Annotated in this window: 14 protein-coding genes and 1 pseudogene; 3 read left to right on the top strand and 12 right to left on the bottom strand. The window is 59.1% G+C overall.

The features are described 5' to 3' along the window. Positions 1-119: 119 nt before the first annotated feature. Together HBO12_RS02475 and HBO12_RS02470 are read left to right on the top strand one after the other, a co-directional pair. Positions 120-1,865, top strand: coding sequence for a phosphoethanolamine transferase CptA (locus HBO12_RS02475; protein WP_170041328.1), 1,746 nt, complete (start codon positions 120-122; stop codon positions 1,863-1,865). Between the two features lie 134 nt (positions 1,866-1,999). Further along, positions 2,000-2,221 carry a hypothetical protein gene (locus HBO12_RS02470; RefSeq protein WP_170041327.1) on the top strand — a complete coding sequence of 74 codons (222 nt, stop codon included), beginning with the start codon at positions 2,000-2,002 and terminating at the stop codon, positions 2,219-2,221. A gap of 43 nt (positions 2,222-2,264) precedes the next feature. On the opposite strand, the gene HBO12_RS02465 is transcribed toward HBO12_RS02470, so the two are convergent. The 8 genes from HBO12_RS02465 to HBO12_RS02430 all read right to left on the bottom strand — a co-directional run bounded on the left by HBO12_RS02465 (position 2,265) and on the right by HBO12_RS02430 (position 10,526). After that, entirely contained in the window at positions 2,265-2,756 is a 492-nt protein-coding gene (locus HBO12_RS02465) for a GNAT family N-acetyltransferase (RefSeq protein ID WP_169951944.1), read from the bottom strand. 150 nt (positions 2,757-2,906) lie between these two features. Next, positions 2,907-4,013 carry a cell division protein ZapE gene (gene zapE, locus HBO12_RS02460; RefSeq protein ID WP_170041326.1) on the bottom strand — a complete coding sequence of 369 codons (1,107 nt, stop codon included), beginning with the start codon at positions 4,011-4,013 and terminating at the stop codon, positions 2,907-2,909. After that, positions 4,010-6,667 carry an aminopeptidase N gene (gene pepN, locus HBO12_RS02455; protein ID WP_170041325.1) on the bottom strand — a complete coding sequence of 886 codons (2,658 nt, stop codon included), beginning with the start codon at positions 6,665-6,667 and terminating at the stop codon, positions 4,010-4,012. Before pepN ends, zapE begins: the two co-directional genes overlap by 4 nt. Before the next feature lie 13 nt (positions 6,668-6,680). Next, a complete protein-coding gene (locus HBO12_RS02450) occupies positions 6,681-7,511 on the bottom strand; it encodes a DUF2797 domain-containing protein (RefSeq protein WP_178123663.1) in 831 nt (276 codons plus the stop codon). Further along, the gene (locus HBO12_RS02445) at positions 7,508-7,768 is read right to left on the bottom strand and encodes a YeaC family protein (RefSeq protein ID WP_029291449.1); all 261 of its coding nucleotides are present in this window, start codon (positions 7,766-7,768) and stop codon (positions 7,508-7,510) included. The genes HBO12_RS02450 and HBO12_RS02445 overlap by 4 nt, the downstream gene beginning before the upstream one ends. Before the next feature lie 31 nt (positions 7,769-7,799). Then, positions 7,800-8,669, bottom strand: a complete 870-nt coding sequence (locus HBO12_RS02440) for a rhomboid family intramembrane serine protease (protein ID WP_169951949.1) — start codon at positions 8,667-8,669, stop codon at positions 7,800-7,802. Beyond that, positions 8,662-9,639, bottom strand: coding sequence for a metallophosphoesterase (locus tag HBO12_RS02435; protein ID WP_170041613.1), 978 nt, complete (start codon positions 9,637-9,639; stop codon positions 8,662-8,664). Before HBO12_RS02435 ends, HBO12_RS02440 begins: the two co-directional genes overlap by 8 nt. Beyond that, positions 9,636-10,526, bottom strand: a complete 891-nt coding sequence (locus HBO12_RS02430) for an NAD(+) kinase (RefSeq protein WP_010210870.1) — start codon at positions 10,524-10,526, stop codon at positions 9,636-9,638. Before HBO12_RS02430 ends, HBO12_RS02435 begins: the two co-directional genes overlap by 4 nt. 154 nt (positions 10,527-10,680) lie before the next feature. Between HBO12_RS02430 and HBO12_RS02425 the strand changes: the two genes are divergently transcribed. Next, complete coding sequence (locus HBO12_RS02425) at positions 10,681-11,628, top strand: DUF1853 family protein (protein ID WP_170041324.1); 948 nt, start codon at positions 10,681-10,683, stop codon at positions 11,626-11,628. Positions 11,629-11,654: 26 nt separating this feature from the next. Here the strand turns inward: HBO12_RS02425 and HBO12_RS02420 are convergent. From HBO12_RS02420 to HBO12_RS28600, 4 genes and pseudogenes are all read right to left on the bottom strand, one after another. Continuing rightward, positions 11,655-12,239, bottom strand: a pseudogene (locus HBO12_RS02420) (type VI secretion IcmF C-terminal domain-containing protein); the annotation flags it as partial. A gap of 491 nt (positions 12,240-12,730) precedes the next feature. Further along, positions 12,731-12,994 carry a PAAR domain-containing protein gene (locus tag HBO12_RS02415; RefSeq protein WP_170041323.1) on the bottom strand — a complete coding sequence of 88 codons (264 nt, stop codon included), beginning with the start codon at positions 12,992-12,994 and terminating at the stop codon, positions 12,731-12,733. A 239-nt stretch (positions 12,995-13,233) separates the two neighbouring features. Next, on the bottom strand, positions 13,234-14,022 hold the full coding sequence (locus HBO12_RS02410; RefSeq protein WP_170041322.1) for a hypothetical protein: 789 nt from the start codon (positions 14,020-14,022) through the stop codon (positions 13,234-13,236). After that, the gene (locus HBO12_RS28600; RefSeq protein WP_170041321.1) at positions 14,019-15,974 is read right to left on the bottom strand and encodes a glycoside hydrolase family 19 protein; all 1,956 of its coding nucleotides are present in this window, start codon (positions 15,972-15,974) and stop codon (positions 14,019-14,021) included. The genes HBO12_RS02410 and HBO12_RS28600 overlap by 4 nt, the downstream gene beginning before the upstream one ends. Positions 15,975-16,081: the final 107 nt, after the last annotated feature.

Genomic DNA, 16,081 nt, shown 5'->3' with positions numbered 1-16,081 from the left:
CTTAAAGGATCGTTCCCTCAGATCCAACTCACGAAGTTTTCACCAGCCCTTCCCGATAATCCTCCGCCAGAACGCCGCCTCACGCATGGGCGGTGGTAATTATTGGGTTGGAGCGCTGCATGGCGATGTTCAAACGCAGCACGAAGTCTGCAAAAGGGTTTGATTGGGCAGGTTTTGGCTGGATGTTCCTGTTTTTCTGGTATTTCTCAGGCATTACCCAACTGCTGATCCAACTGACCGGCACCTCCGGTTTCAGTGGCTTCCGCCAGGCGTTCTTCATGAGCGCGCTGTGGTTGGCACCCATGCTGCTATTCCCACGTCGCGCCCGGCTGCTGGCCGGCTTGATCGGTGTTGTGTTGTGGGCCTGTTCCATGGCCAGCCTGGGCTATTTCTTTATTTACCAGCAGGAGTTTTCCCAGAGCGTCATCTTCATCATGTTCGAGTCGAACATCTCTGAAGCCGGCGAGTACGCCACCCAGTATTTTGCCTGGTGGATCGTACTGGCCTTCATTGCGCACACCGCCCTGGCCATCTTCCTCTGGACCCGCATACGCCCGGTCTACCTGCCCCGGGGCCGGGCGATGGTCGCAGCCACCGCCATAGTGCTGGCGATCGTCGGTTATCCGCTGGCCAAGCAGATCGCTACCAACGACACCCTGGAGCGGGCCATCGATGGTTTCGAAACCCGTGTCGAACCTGCAGTGCCATGGCAGATGATCGTCGCCTATCGTCGCTACACCCAGCAGTTGAACAACATGCAGGGCATGCTCGACAACGTCAGCAAGATCCCGCCACTGAGCAACTTCAAGGACAGCATGGCCGGCCAACCGTCGACGCTTGTGTTGGTGATCGGCGAGTCCACCAACCGCCAGCGCATGAGCCTCTACGGCTACCCCCGCAAGACCACGCCGGAGCTGGACAAGCTGCGTGACCAACTGGACGTGTTCGACAACGTCATCACCCCGCGCCCCTATACCATCGAGGCGCTGCAACAGGTGCTGACCTTTGCCGACGAAGAGCATCCAGACCTGTACCTCAAGACCCCATCCATCGTCAGCATGATGAAACAGGCCGGCTACAAGACTTTCTGGATCACCAACCAGCAGACCATGACCAAGCGCAATACCATGCTCACGACGTTCTCCGAGCAGGCCGACGAGCAGGTATACCTCAACAACAACCGCAACCAGAACGCCCGCCAGTACGATGGCGACGTGCTGGAGCCGTTCTCCAAGGCCCTCGCCGACAAGGCCGAGCGCAAGCTGATCGTGGTGCACCTGCTGGGCACCCACATGAGCTACCAGTACCGCTACCCGCCAAGCTTCGACACTTTTACCGACCGCCAGGGCGTGCCGGACGGCGTGCGTGACGACCAGTTGCCGACCTACAACAGCTATGACAATGCAGTGCGCTACAACGACTTCGTGGTGTCGAGCCTGATCAAGGATTACGCCAAGACCGACCCCAATGGGTTCCTGCTGTACCTGTCCGACCACGGCGAGGATGTGTTCGACTCGGCAGGCCACGACACCCTGGGTCGCAACGAGGGCAAACCGACGGCGCCGATGTACACCATCCCCTTCATGACCTGGGCCTCGCCGAAGTGGCGCGCCACCCACGACTGGAATATGCAGGGTGATGTGCAACGTCCGTACAGCAGTTCGCAGTTGATTCACACCTGGGCTGACCTGGCCGGCTTGAGCTTCGACGAACTGGACCGCAGCCGCAGCCTGGTCAGTGATAGCTTCAAGCCACGGCCGTTGCTGATTGGCGATCCCTACCAGCGTCCGCAGAAGGCCTTGATCGACTTCAGCCTGATCAAGCCCAAGGCCAGTACCGGCACCCAGAATGTGGTGCTGAAGTAAACGACCCCGCCCCTCACGTTAACTCTGGAGGGGCGTGACGTTAACCCGCACTTAATAAGCGTCCTACAAACTATTCCCATAAATCTGATCAGGGACGGTGCAGATACCGGTCACTTTTAATGGGAATACATGCGATGAAACTTTCCACCTTGATGCTCACCGGCCTGTTGGGCCTGACCTCCGCTGCGGCCTTCGCTGAAGGCGGCGGGGAACGCGTGAAGGAGCACTTCAACAACTTCAGCTTCGTCCAGAAGCAAATCCACGGCGATGCCGAACAGACCGCGGCTGCCGATGCCAAGGGCACTGAATCCGGATCTGCCGAACAGGCGCGGGACGCCGAGCAACCCAAGAGCTAACCCCACCCCCGATCATTCCCACGCAGAGCGTGGGAATGATCCGTTAGAGGACCTTGCTCCAGAACAGCATGCGGCCATGGGCCGGGTCGAAGATTGAGTCGTCGAACCCAAACTTGCGGTACGACGCCTGTGCCACGGCATTACCTTCCAACACTTCCAGGGTGATCTTGCAGCAACCACGCTGGCGGGCGATTTCCTCGACCTTTTGCAACATTTTCTGGCTCAGGCCCAGCCCCCGGAATGCTTCCTTGACGACCACGTCATGCACGTTGACCAGCGGCCGGCAGGCAAAGGTCGAGAACCCCTCGAAACAGTTGACCAACCCGGCCGGCTCCCCGCCGACAAAGGCCAGCACGCTGAACGCATGGGGGCGCTTGGCCAGTTCCGCCGGCAACTGTTGCAGCAGGTCGGCGGACAAGGCGTGGCCGCCGCCCATGGGGTCTTGTGCATAGTGGTTGAGCAACAGGCCAAGGGCCTCGGCGTGCACGGGGTTGCTGTAGCTGGCTTGCAGTACCAGTATTTCTGCGGCTTCCATTTCCTTCCTCGATAACTGCCCGGCAGGGATGAGCTCCCCGCAAAAGCTCGATTGTAAGCGCGGTGTAGGCGTTAGATGAAGGAGATTAACTACAAGTTGGCGCGGGAAAAAGCCAACAAGTAAACGCCAGTGAGTATGGGCAAATAGCCATCACTGACCAAAACGTTGCAACTGCATCTCTTGCAAACGACTGAGGGTGCGGCGGAATGCAAATTCCAGGTAACCCTCGGTGTATAGCTCAGCCAAGGGCACCTTGGCTTCGATGTACAGCGCCACCTTGCGGTCGTAGCACTCATCGACCAGGGCGATAAACCGCCGCACGCTGTCGTCGTGCACCGACAGCGCCGGCAACTCACGGTCGCCCGCCTCCACGCGCTGGGCGCCATCCTCGGTACCACGGGCAATCCGTCCAGGGCGTGTCGAGGCGCTCAAGCCGGGGACTTCGCCCAGTAAAATGGCACGATAGCGATCACACAACAGCATGAAATCCATGGCCGCCAACGGTTGCTCGCACAGGTCAGCGTAGCGGCACCACAGGATGTTTTCGCTGGACCGCACCGTGGCAATCACACGCGAGCCCACGTTCACTGGTGCACTGCTTAAGGCCTGGCCTTTGCTCAAATCCTCAAAGACCCTGGCCAACGCCTCGGGTTGATCCACCCAATAGCGCTGCACGGCCGTGCCCGGATGCAAGCGGTGATCTTCACTGCCATCAACCGCCACCACCTGCATATGCGCCTGGATCGCCTCGATAGCCGGCACGAAGCGCTCGCGGTTGAACCCATCGGCGTACAACTGCCCTGGCGGCTGGTTGGACGTGCAGACCATCACCACCCCTTCGTCGAACATTACCTGGAACAGGCGCCCGAGGATGATTGCGTCGCCAATGTCATTGACGAACAGTTCGTCGAAACACAGTACCCGCACCTCGCGACTCAACTCGCGGGCCAGCGCCTGCAACGGGTCCGGGGTGCCGGTCAATTGGAACAGGCGTTGATGGACCCAGCCCATGAAGTGATGAAAGTGCTGGCGTCGCGCGGGCACCCGCAGGCTCTGGTGGAACTGATCCATCAGCCAGGTCTTGCCCCGCCCCACCGGCCCCCACAGATAAACCCCGGTGACCGGTGCGTCGGCGGCTTGGTGCAATGCCGCATGGCAGGCCTGCAACGCCTCAACCGCTCGGCGTTGCGCGTCGTCAGCCACAAAACCATCGGCCAGGGCCTGTTGGTAGGCAGCCAGCGGTGAGTCAGGCGTCATGCGAGGCTTTTACTGACCACCTCGAACACATCGCTGGACAGCTCGCCCGAACCGCGGATGCGCTCCAGTTCCGCCTTCATCAGCGCCTGGCGGGCGCTGTCGTATTTGCGCCAGCGGGTCAACGGCGCCAACTGCCGCGAGGCAATCTGCGGGTTGAAGGCATTCAGCTCGATGACCAGGTCCGCCAGGAAGCGATAGCCCGAGCCATCGGCCGCGTGGAAGTTGATCAGGTTCTGCCCGGCGAAGGCGCCGACCAGCGCGCGCACCTTGTTCGGGTTCTTGATATTGAACGCCGGGTGCTGCATCAGCGCTTTGACCCGCGCGAGCCCGCCCGGCAACACGCTGCCGGCCTGGACGCTGAACCATTGGTCCATGACCAGCGGGTTGTCCTTGAAGTTCTCGGCAAACACTTGCAGGGCCTTGGCCTTCTCGGCGTCGAACGGCGAGTTGACCAGCACCGCCAGTGCCGTCAGGCGTTCGGTCATGTTGTCACACGCGTCGAACTGCTCCAGGGTTGCGGCCAGCACTTCTGGCTTGCCGCTGAGCATCAAGTACGACAGCGCGATGTTCTGCAGGGCGCGGCGCGCGAAGTGCTCTGCCGAGGCCACGTAAGGCGTGTTGCGCGACAGGTCGCGGTTGGCCTGGTAGCGCAGCCACAAGCCTTCGAACAGTTGGTCGGCCAACTGCTGGCGCGCAAACTCGCGGGCGGCGTGGATCGCGTCGACGTCAGCCACTTCGCTGATTTCGGTCAGGTAGGCCTCGCCCGGCAACGACAACATTTCCGCGACCATGGCCTGGTCCAGGCTTTCATCGCTCAGCACGCTACGCAGTGCGTTGACCAACCGTTGATCGAGCACCAGGGCCTGGCCCTGCTGGTGTTGGCCGATCAGGTCCTGCAACACCTGCACCGCCAGTTGCTGGCCCGCCTCCCAGCGATTGAAACCGTCACTGTCGTGCTGCATCAGGAACATCAACTGGTCACGGCTGTAGGGGAAGCTCAGCTTCACCGGCGCCGAGAAGCCGCGCAACAGCGACGGCAACGGCTGTTCGGCGATATCGACGAAGGTGAATGTCTGCTCGGCTTCAGTCACCGACAATACCCGCGAGGTGCCCTGCGCAGCGGCTTCACCGGCCAGACGCAACGGTAGGTCGACGCCCTTGGCATCCAGCAGGCCCAGGGCCACGGGAATCACGAACGGCAGTTTTTCCACGTTGTCCGGGGTTTGCGGGCAGCTCTGGCGCAAGGTCAGGCTGTAAGTTTTGGCGCCAGCGTCGTAGGACTCGCTCACCACCAGGCGCGGGGTGCCGGCCTGGCTGTACCAGCGCTTGAACTGGGTCAGGTCGGCGCCGTTGGCATCTTCCATGGCCTTGATGAAGTCGTCGCAGGTCACGGCCTGGCCGTCGTGGCGCTCAAAGTACAGGTCGCTGCCTTTGCGGAAACCCTCGGCACCGAGCAAGGTGTGGATCATGCCGACTACTTCCGAACCCTTTTCGTACACGGTCAGGGTGTAGAAGTTGGAAATCTCGATAAAGCTGTCCGGGCGCACGGCGTGGGCCATCGGCCCTGCATCTTCAGCGAATTGGTGAGTGCGCAGGTAGGCCACATCCTGGATACGCTTGACGGTGGCCGAGTTCATATCCGCAGAGAAGTGCGAATCGCGGAACACCGTGAAACCTTCCTTGAGCGACAGCTGGAACCAGTCGCGGCAGGTCACGCGGTTGCCCGACCAGTTGTGGAAGTATTCGTGGGCGACGATGGCTTCTACCCGCTGGTGCGCGGCGTCGGTCGCGGTTTCGGCGCGGGCCAGCACGGCGCTGGAGTTGAAGATGTTCAGGCCCTTGTTTTCCATGGCGCCCATGTTGAAATCGTTGACCGCGACGATCATGAAGATATCCAGGTCGTATTCGCGACCGTAGACCTCTTCATCCCAGCGCATGGACTTCTTCAGGCTGTTCATGGCGTGCTGGCACTTGTCGATGTTTTCCGGCTCGACATAGATGCGCAGTGCGACGGTGCGCTGGCTCATGGTGGTGAAGGTGTCTTCGACGCACCACAGGTCGCCGGCCACCAGGGCGAACAGGTAGGCCGGTTTCTTGAACGGGTCTTCCCAGGTCGCCCAGTGCCGGCCGTCTTCGCCGGGGCCGCTGGCAATCGGGTTGCCATTGGACAGCAACACCGGATAGCTGTGTTGCTCGGCGATCACGGTGGTGGTGAACGTGCTCATCACGTCCGGGCGGTCCAGGTAGTAGGTGATCTTGCGAAAACCTTCGGCCTCGCACTGGGTGCAGAACATGCCGCCGGACTTGTACAAGCCTTCCAGGGCGGTGTTGGTTTGCGGATGGATGCGCACGCTGGTGTCGACCGTGAAGCGCTCGCTGGTCGGTTGCAACGTCAGATGGCTGTCGCTCAACTGGTAGTCGGCGGCGCTCAGTTCCTGGTCACCCAGGGCCACGCTCAGCAGTTCCAACTGCTGGCCATCGAGTACCAGCGGCGGCAGGCCGGTGCCGCGCTCGGGATTGCGGCGCATCACCAGCTGCGCGTGGACCAGGCTATGGTCCTCGAACAACTCGAAGGTCAGGTGGGTCTCGTCGATCTGGTACTCGGGCGCCTGATAGTCCTTCAGGTAAATCATCTTCGGTTGTTCGGTGCGCATGCGTGAAATCCTTCTACTGATGCACGGCGAGCTGGTAAGCCGTGTATTTACGAATATTGATAACGCCGGTATCGAAGATCAGGTATTGGCCCTTGATCCCCAGCAGCGTGCCTTCGGCAATCGGGTTCTTATCCAGGTTGAAGCTGACGATCTTGGTTGGATATTGCTCCACCGGGTAGCGGATTTCGAGGGGCTCGATATCGGTTACCGGTTGGATGGCCTGCAGGCCGAAGCGTTCCTGCAATTGCAGCAGGCCGTCGGCGCAGGAGACGAACAGCTCGTCGCGAACCTGCGCAAGGTCTACCGCTGCCGCGTCACCCTTGAGCAAGGCGCGCCAGTTGGTCTTGTCGGCGACCTGGCTGCGCAGCACATCTTCGACAAAGCCCGATTGCTGGCGCGTGGCCACGCGCATGATCGGCAATGCCTGGCTCGCGCCCTGGTCCAGCCAGCGCGTGGGCAGTTGGGTGGCGCGGGTGATGCCGACCTTGATCCCCGACGAGTTCGCCAGGTACACCACATGGTCGGTCATGCAGAATTTTTCGCCCCAGGCCGGATCCCGGCAGGTGCCGGCATCGAAATGGCAGCGCTCGGGGCTCATGATGCACAGGTCGCACTGGGCCAGCTTGGTCATGCACGGGTAGCAATAGCCCTGGCTGAAGCTGGTCTTGGTCTTGCGCCCGCAGTGGGTGCAGTGGATCGCACCGAGGTATTCCAGGCGCACATGAGTGCCAATCAACGGGTTGACCGGCACCTCGGTGTCGCCCAGGCGAAAAGCGTATTGAACGGTCGGCGAACCCAGTTGCGCCGACATCTTGCTGACTGCACCACGGCCAATCTCAATCAATGGATGGCATCCGACTTGAACAGGATGTTTTCCACCGGGGTCGACTTCGATTGGCATTCCTGCGGCCCCATGTAGCCGGTGCGCTGGTCTTCCGGCAGGTTTTGCAGCTCCCAGGCGATCATCGCCTGCAACGACAGCTCACGCTGTTCGGCGGTGAGCTTGCGGCCATCGGACCATTTGCCGATTTCCACGGCGAGCTTGAGGCTCTGGTAGATATCCGGGGTGATGTTTTCGATCATTTCAGCAAAAGAGGACATAAGACTCTTCCTTTAAATAATGGGCAGAGATTCAAGCGTTACGTTTATGGCGGCTGTACAACCCGCCGAGCAAACCGGTGATGCAACCCGCCACCAGGCCGCCGACATGGGCCGCATTGGCGATTTCGCCGAAGCCGATCATCGAGACCAGGCCCGACAGGCACAGCACCAACCACACCAGCATCATCACCAGCACGCCACGCGGCAGGCGATACGCCGGGTTGGGCGCGAGCATCTGGTAGATCCAGCAATGGCCGAGCAAGCCGTACAACACGCCAGACAAGCCGCCGAACAGGCCCGGGCCGCCAAAGGTATATTGCGCGTAGTTGGAGGCCAGGCTGAACAGCAACGTCAGGCCCAGCAGGTTGATACTGCCTTGGCGCGCCTCGATCCGCCGCCCCAGTTCCCAGTACCACATGCCATTCATCGCCAGGTGGAGGATGCCGAAATGGATCAGCATCGGCGTCACCAACCGCCACCACTGCCCCGCCGCCAGGCTGTCGGCCAGGGGCGTGAAGTACAGGTATTCACCGGCCACGTGGAAATTCAGGAACGTCAGCCAGCTCATGGCTTGCAGGTTGTCGCCAAGCATCGTGACCGCACCGACGATCAGGCTCAGCAGCAACACACCCGCGGTCAGTGGGCTGTGGCGCAACTGCTGGAGAAAACCGGCGCGCTTGGCTACCGGTTCCTGGGGAATATCCAGCTGCTGGTGCGGATCGCCGGCAGGGAAACGCTGATACAGGCTGCGCACGTCTTCGCTGATCGCGTCCGGCACCCAGAGCACCTGCTCGCCGGCCTCTTCGCTGACGCGATGGGGCACCTGCATGCGCTGCAACAGTTTGACGAATCCAGCCAGGTCAACCGTCAGCGGCAAGCGTAAAACGGCCACGTTACTCATGAATCACCTCAGGGCGCTCGACATCGACCCATACGAACTTGTTGGGGTCCAGGCAGGTTTCCTGATCCAGGCGATACGCCACCAGCTTGCCGTAGAGCACTGCGCTGTAGTCCAGGCAGGCCAGGTTCGGGCGGATCGGCGCCGGTTTGCCGCTGCGCCAGTAGTGGCCGACAAACAGCAGCGGCTCATCCACGCCATAGCGCAGCAGGGAGTTTTTCTCGGTCGAGGACAACGGCGTACGGGCCACCGGGTCGGGCAAGGCATCGGGCTGGAACACAATATCGCCGTAGGTCTTCGGGTCGTCTTCCCAGAACTTGGTGCGAAAGAACGAACGGGTCAGGCCATCGCCACCGGTCAGCGTCAGGCCGTCCGGCAGGCGCATATCGGTACCGCGTAGCAGGCGATCGAAGGCATTGCAGGCAAAGCTGCCCGGCACCGCCGCCGCCTGTAGGAAATGCTCGTCGATACAGCCGTCGGGGAACTGCCCCCGCAGCGGTTCGATCAGCCCCGCATCCCAGCAGGCGTGCACCACGCGAAAACGCCCGGCATCGACAAACAACGGCATGTCGTAGAACCAGCCGAGGAAGTCATGCCAGTCGCCGGGGTGGTGTTCGAACTGGGTCAGGGTCTCGTGGATCAGCCGCGCGTGGCGTGGCGAATGTTCACGCACGTACTGCTTGCCACTGCCGGGCGGCGCCAGGGTGCTCCAGCCCAGGGCGTTGAACTCATGGTTGCCCATGATGCACAGCGCCTGGCCGGCTTCGGCCATGTCGTGGACGATATGCAGTGCCTCGCGGATGCGCGGGCCACGGTCGATGATATCGCCCAGGAACACCGCCATGCGGGAGGGATGGCGCCAGGTGCCGCCCTGCTTGTGGTAACCCATCTGGTCGAGCAGGTGCTCAAGGGTATGAGCGCAACCGTGCACGTCACCAATCAGGTCGTAGCTACGCGCGGGATCGAGCATCAGTCGCCTCCACCCCCCAAGCGGCTGCCCCAGCCCAGCTTGGTGCGGCACACTTCGTAGTAGTTGTGATCCAGCGGGTGGATCAACCGCAGCTTCTGCGCTTTTTTGCTCACGGTGATGGTGTCACCGGGGGCGCAGGTGAAGTGGTTCTGCCCGTCACAGGAGACTTGCGGGTAGATCTGCATGTCTTTGGAGACCACGATTTTCAGCTCACTGTTGCCATCGACCACAATCGGCCGGCTCGACAACATATGGGGGTACATCGGCACGATCACAATGGCATCGAGCTTGGGATGCATGATCGGCCCGCCGGCTGACAGCGCATAGGCCGTGGAACCTGTGGGCGTGGCGACGATCAGGCCGTCGGCCTTCTGGCTGCAAACGAACTGGCCGTCGATGTACAGCTCGAACTCGATCATCCGCGTCGACTTGCCGGGGTGCAGCACCACATCGTTGAGGGCATCGCCCTGGCCGATGGCTTCGCCATGGCGGCGCACTTCGGCTTGCAGCAGGAAGCGGTTTTCTACCAGGTAATGGCCGTCCAGCACCTTGGCCACTTCGACTTCCAGGTCGTCAGGGCGGATATCGGTGAGGAACCCCAGGCTGCCCCGGTTGATCCCCAGCACCGGCACGTTATGCCGCGCCAGGGCCCGGGCGGCGCCCAGCAGGCTGCCGTCGCCGCCGACCACGATCACCATGTCGCAGACTTCACCGAGCATTTTGCGCGATGAGGTCTGCAGGCCGTGGCCCGGCAGAATCTCGGCGATGGTGTCTTCGAGGATCACATGCAGGTGGCGCTCAAGCAGAAACTTTTTCAGCCGGCGGACCGTGTCCAGAACCTGGGTACTGCCCAGGCGACCGATGATGCCGATATTGCGAAATTGCTCCATGGGGCTCCTGCAGGGTTTGGGTCTGGCAAAAAGAACGATTATGGGCGAAAGGCCGCATTAGACAAAATCCTTTGTCGCCACGGGGCCCAGACGACAACGGTTCTCAACACCCGCCACGGTCCCGCAGCGAGTAGGAAACAGCTATGCTCGGACCATGAATCCGTTTCCCGACCTGCAGTACCTGCCCAGTCAATTGCGTCATCCCGAAGTGCGGGACCTGGCGTGGGTGATCCTCGCCCCGCCGATGCTGGAACAAACACCCTGGCCGCAACGCCATCCCCTGGCCGGCAGCGATTGGGTGCAGCAACCCGCGGCACTGGAACAATGGCTGCGGCAACTGGACCAGGACAGCAGCCCCCTGCTGCACTGGCTGAGCCTGGCACGTACCCGGCGCCTGGGCCTGTATTACGAACGCTTGTGGCAATTTGCCGTGCAACACGCGCCCGGCGTGGAATTGCTCGCGGCCAACCTGCCTATCCGCCAGGCCGGCCATACCCTGGGGGAGCTGGACATGCTGCTGCGCGACCGTGACGGCGTGCATCATCTGGAACTGGCGATCAAGCTCTACCTGGGCCCGCAAGAGGGCGACGGCCGTGATACCGCGCAATGGCTAGGCCCCGGTTGTCACGACCGCCTGGACCGCAAGCTGGCCCATCTGGCCGACCATCAACTGCCCATCTCGGCGAGCGCGCAAAGCCGGCAGATGCTGGCGGCCCTGGATATTAGGGATTTCACCGCCCATCTGTGGCTCGGCGGCTACCTGCTGTACCCCTGGCCCGGCGAGGCCGAACCGCCCCTCGGTGCCCATCCACAGCATCTGCGTGGGAGCTGGTTGCATCAGCGCGATTGGCTGGCATTTATCAATGCCAGCCCGCCGGGCCGCTGGCAACCCCTGCCCCGCCATGCCTGGCTCGCGCCGGCGCATTACCCGGCAGGGGAAATCTGGAGTGAGGAGCAGATGCAGCGCTGGCTGGCCGACCTTGATCCGATGGCACCGGCGCAATTGTTGGTGCGCATGATGCACAACGGTGGGGATTGGCAGGAAGCGGAGCGGCTGTTTCTGGTGGCGGATCTTTGGCCGAATGTACCGGGGACCACCTAAGCCCCACGGCACCATACTCAGCGGGCTCAAGTGTCATTTGAGCTGAGAAATATCTGTTGCGGCAACTTGAAGCCTCTCAACTTGAGCACCGCCAGTGGTCCCGCATCCAATTCCGTGCGCAGCTGCCAAGTAAGGCTCAAGCCATCCGGCGCCTTGAGCAGCAGGCGATAGCGGCTGTGATCGTCGTCCAACGGCGTGACCTAGGCGTTTCCCAGCCAGCGGATCAGGCCCAAGGTACCGGGGTAGTAGCCGAACAGACGCTCGCCGGCATGCACGCTGGTCCAGCTCAGGCTCACGCCCGGGTAGTCGCTGTGGCCCGGCCAGTGGAAGCGCTGCCAACTTTCCTTCTAGTTGAAATACTGGTGCCGGTCGCCGTTGAGGATGAAGGTGGTCTGCACCACATCGCGCACCGCTTTGCCGTGCAGCTCGAAACTCAGCCCCATGCCGCCGTCGGTGTAGAGCACATCGGCGAGGTCGCTGAGCTGGTTGATGGCGCTGAGAAACGCCGGGTTGAAACGTAACTCTTGGCGATGAAGTGGGTCCACAACCCACTGACTGCCCTCCTTGCGCAACACGCCGCTCAATTGCCGCTTTAGAAACTGCTCGATGCGCCAAGCGGGGTTGGCGGCCAGGTGCTAGCCATAGAACTATCCGCATCGCCTGCTATCCGGCTGTGACGCGACACAGTTTGACCTTTCCTGGACGGCTAGGCCGTGATCGCCTTGACCTCGCCGCGCAAGGAACTGAGCAGTGTCGTTACCGATGCATCCGGCTCGCTCAAAGCTGTGTGTAGACTTACACCCAGTACCTGCTGCACACGCCGACCGCACCAAATTTTTTGGATTAAATGCTCTTCACGTGCCTTATCCCACCCATCAGCGACCTGCTGTTGAACGAAATACAGCAACACAAGAGCGGCCACACCAAAGCCATACCCCAGAAATTCGCGGGGCGTACGCGTAACGGTTGAGTACCGAACAAAAACGTCCCGCACACACCGAGCAGCAAAAGCAGCAGTGGAGTAGGCCTAACCAAAGCCAACCCCTAGGCCGCGAAGGTCGTGGCGACGGCGCTGGGACTTGATCCAATCTGACCGGCATTACTAGCTCGCACTTGCTTGAGGCAAAGAAGAAATCAAGGTGCATCCACACGCGCAACGATGCCCATGAAACGCGACCGGAATGCCGCGGTCGTGAAACGTTGGGTGGCCCTCGGCAATCTCCGTTCGACCATGGCCGGGGATCAGACAGTCCACCGGGTCGCCCTTGCGGGCGGCACCAATGCCTTTGAAGATCATGACAGTGGATCCTAATCGAACAGTGCCGCCGCCGGTTGTTTTGACACCTATGCGGATGATGTTCTTCATGCTCTTTCCTCGTTTCCGAATCTGTTTAATTACTTGCCCATGCAAAAAAAATCGCACACTAACAGCCGTTAAACAATAGAGTTCTCATCATTGCTTACCCCATACAGACTCGACACCAGCCCACACCAACCACGAAATAAAGCCGATATAAAACTGGCAACTATCAACCTCACACCCCAAACCCAAAGCCAACGACCAAAACCAACGACCTTTATCGACTACCAACCAGCATTGACAAACTATAACTTACTACAGCTTGCTAGCTCACTGCACTTCAACCAACCTTCAATAGTAGTCTTCCCTGAGAACCTGAACTCAACCCAATCTTCGCCGCTAGAGCTATCAAACCCTAGAAGGGTAATTATATCCCCTCGCATTAAATATTTTTGCGTGGACTGAGCCGTAACCGGAGAAGAAAAAACCTTAGCTTGGAGAGATACCACTGTAGAGACTAATTCGGTACGTGTTTCAAATTTCATGTCATCAGACACTAACGATTTTACAGGAGAACCATCAGAACCATAAACTATCCGAACTACCTCACCACACCCAATACAACGATCCGATATTTTTATATCCACCTTCCCACCTGCAGCGACATAAATATCTTCAGCCCAAGCAGCGCCATCCTTATAAGAGCTTATAATATAGCCATCCCTGACCGCAAAATTACAAAGCCCACCCCCATCAAATAACAACTCTTTCAAAAGGCGATCATCTCTTTCGTAATGAAGTACTCTCGAACAAGAGTTCACACCATCTCCCGCCAAATCAAAAAGTACCTCCCCAACCCCGTCGCCAGTAAGATCCTGAATACGCACCTCATCGTACACACCCTCAACTTCACCCATGAAATCTGTCGGCACCGGCAAGCTATACATCTTTCCACCATCAAATACAGACAACTTGAGTGGATTACGACTCTCGACACTCAGAACCGGCGAAGCTCCTTCACCATAAATCACACCAGAAAAAATACAGAGTAAAAACAGCACCCTTGTCCGCACTACAAAACCAACTAAACTCATGATACAAGACCCCACTCCTTTCGTATCAACTCGAATATTTGCGCACGCTCATGCAAACCATTCTCGCCGCCATTAACTGCCAGAGTCACAAGCTTGACATTATCAGGCTCATTATCCATCAAAATATTAATATCACCCCGCGCATTATACCTCCTACTTGCAGCCCCTTTATTTCGCCAATACCAACATGACACATCTATAGCGTTAAACATATCCTCCGCAATTAAATTCGGCGCCCTCACAAAGTCAACCCTCCTATAATCGGCATAGACTGCATAATTATTTCTCCATGTGAGCTGAATTAATCCCTTCCCCTTATATTTCGGACCATCACCTATTTCCGTATTCCCGCTGCGCACAGCATCATTATGTTTTCCTAGATCGTATTGCGCGCCAGAGCCGAACTCTACGGTGGTCCCAAAAGCAGCAGACTCGTGAAAATACTGAGAAACAAAATGAGCTTGCTGGTACGGAGTTACTATGCCGTAGCGCTCAAGAGCATCATTTAACTGACTAACAAACTCGCATTTATCAAATTTATATATCCTTGGATATCTCTCTTCAAACTCCGTAAAAAACTTACCTCCTCCTCCTCTCCCCGTAAACCAGCTACCCGACTTACCCGTAACTTTTTCCAAAAACGCGACTGTAATTCTCCTAACATTAGATTTAAACCTCCCCACCACCCCCACAGGATGCAAGTGATACACCTGCCCATCCACCGGCAACCCTACTTCCGGTGCCACCTCATTCCACCAACTGATCTCCTTGATCCGCTCCTTCTCCGCCACCCAGTTCAAAAGTGGAGTCGAGCCGCTATGCCCCAGTACATCGTCCAGTGCATCCCACTTGTAAGGTTCGTGGCGCCACTCGCTTTCGTAGTGGATGATCAGTTGCGACAACGACTGCGCGTGCGCCGGTAAAGCAATCGCTGCCTGTAACTCTTCAGCCGTCACCACTCCATCACGGTCTCGATCGATGATGTCGTACAGGCGATTCTTCATTCGTCCTTCATCAGACTTATCGGCCAAGTTACCGTAGCGTTCGAGTTGCTCCTGACTGAAACGGCCTACGGCCCGAAAAAAGGACGCCAGGGTTTGCCGAGGGGAGTCATAGTTGAAGACGACGTCGTAGCCCTCCCACGACCATGGACTGAACCACGGTGTAACGCCCACTTCTTCACGCACCCAACCATCGAGTAACACACCGTTCTCGTCGTGGAATAGCCCATCAAGTCGATACCAGTTGCAGGCGCTTCGATCTGGCATTGCGGTGACTACGATTTTTTTGTCTGCCGGCAGGCCATCAATCAGGCTTTTGGGCACCCGCAGATCAGCATCACTGGGCGTGCTGGCAGCGCTGAGTGTGGGTGGTTGTGTGGCGTTGAAACGCTCCTGATGCGTCACCACTGCGGTGCCCTTGGAGAATTTCAGCCAGGTCTTGCTGGCGGCGGGCAGTCGATGGGCCCAGGCACGGCTTGCCTCGATAAATGGCTCCACGTGGTCGGCACTGAACACTTCCAGGTGCAGCTTCTTTTCCGGGTGCTCGGCATTGCCGCCTTGATACTCACCAATGTGTCCGATCAAATCGCCCGCCTTGATCGGGATGGGCTGATCGAGCACCACGATGCGGTCGGCTAGCGGTTCCGGGGCGCCTTCCAGCGAGTTGAAATGAACGTATTGATTAACACGCTCCAACTTGCGGAACGGACCTTCACCGCTCACGGTAACTTCCGTGCCGTCGGGTAACTCCATAAGGACGGCGCTTCTGGTGTTGGCTTCTGCGCGGACGCGCAGTGAAGGCGTCGCTTTGACCCGATACTCATCTCCGACGACGGGGACCAGATAATCAACCGAAAGGAAACCGAGCAGTGAGCCGTCGGCTTTTTTCAGCACATCTGGCCCGTTAGTGCTTTCCAGCTTGCGGTATTCACCCTCCCCACTGACGGTCACTTCGGAATCCTTTCAAAAACTCCAGACTCATCAAACCGCGTCTACAATACGCACCACTAAAAAGCGCCAGCACCAACCGCTCCTGCAACACGAGGCAAAAACTTAGC

It is taken from the genome of Pseudomonas sp. WS 5059 (assembly GCF_012985525.1).
Taxonomy (GTDB): Bacteria; Pseudomonadota; Gammaproteobacteria; order Pseudomonadales; family Pseudomonadaceae; genus Aquipseudomonas.
The sequence above is the reverse complement of the archived record's forward strand: the minus strand, read 5'-3'. Positions and strand labels throughout refer to the sequence as shown.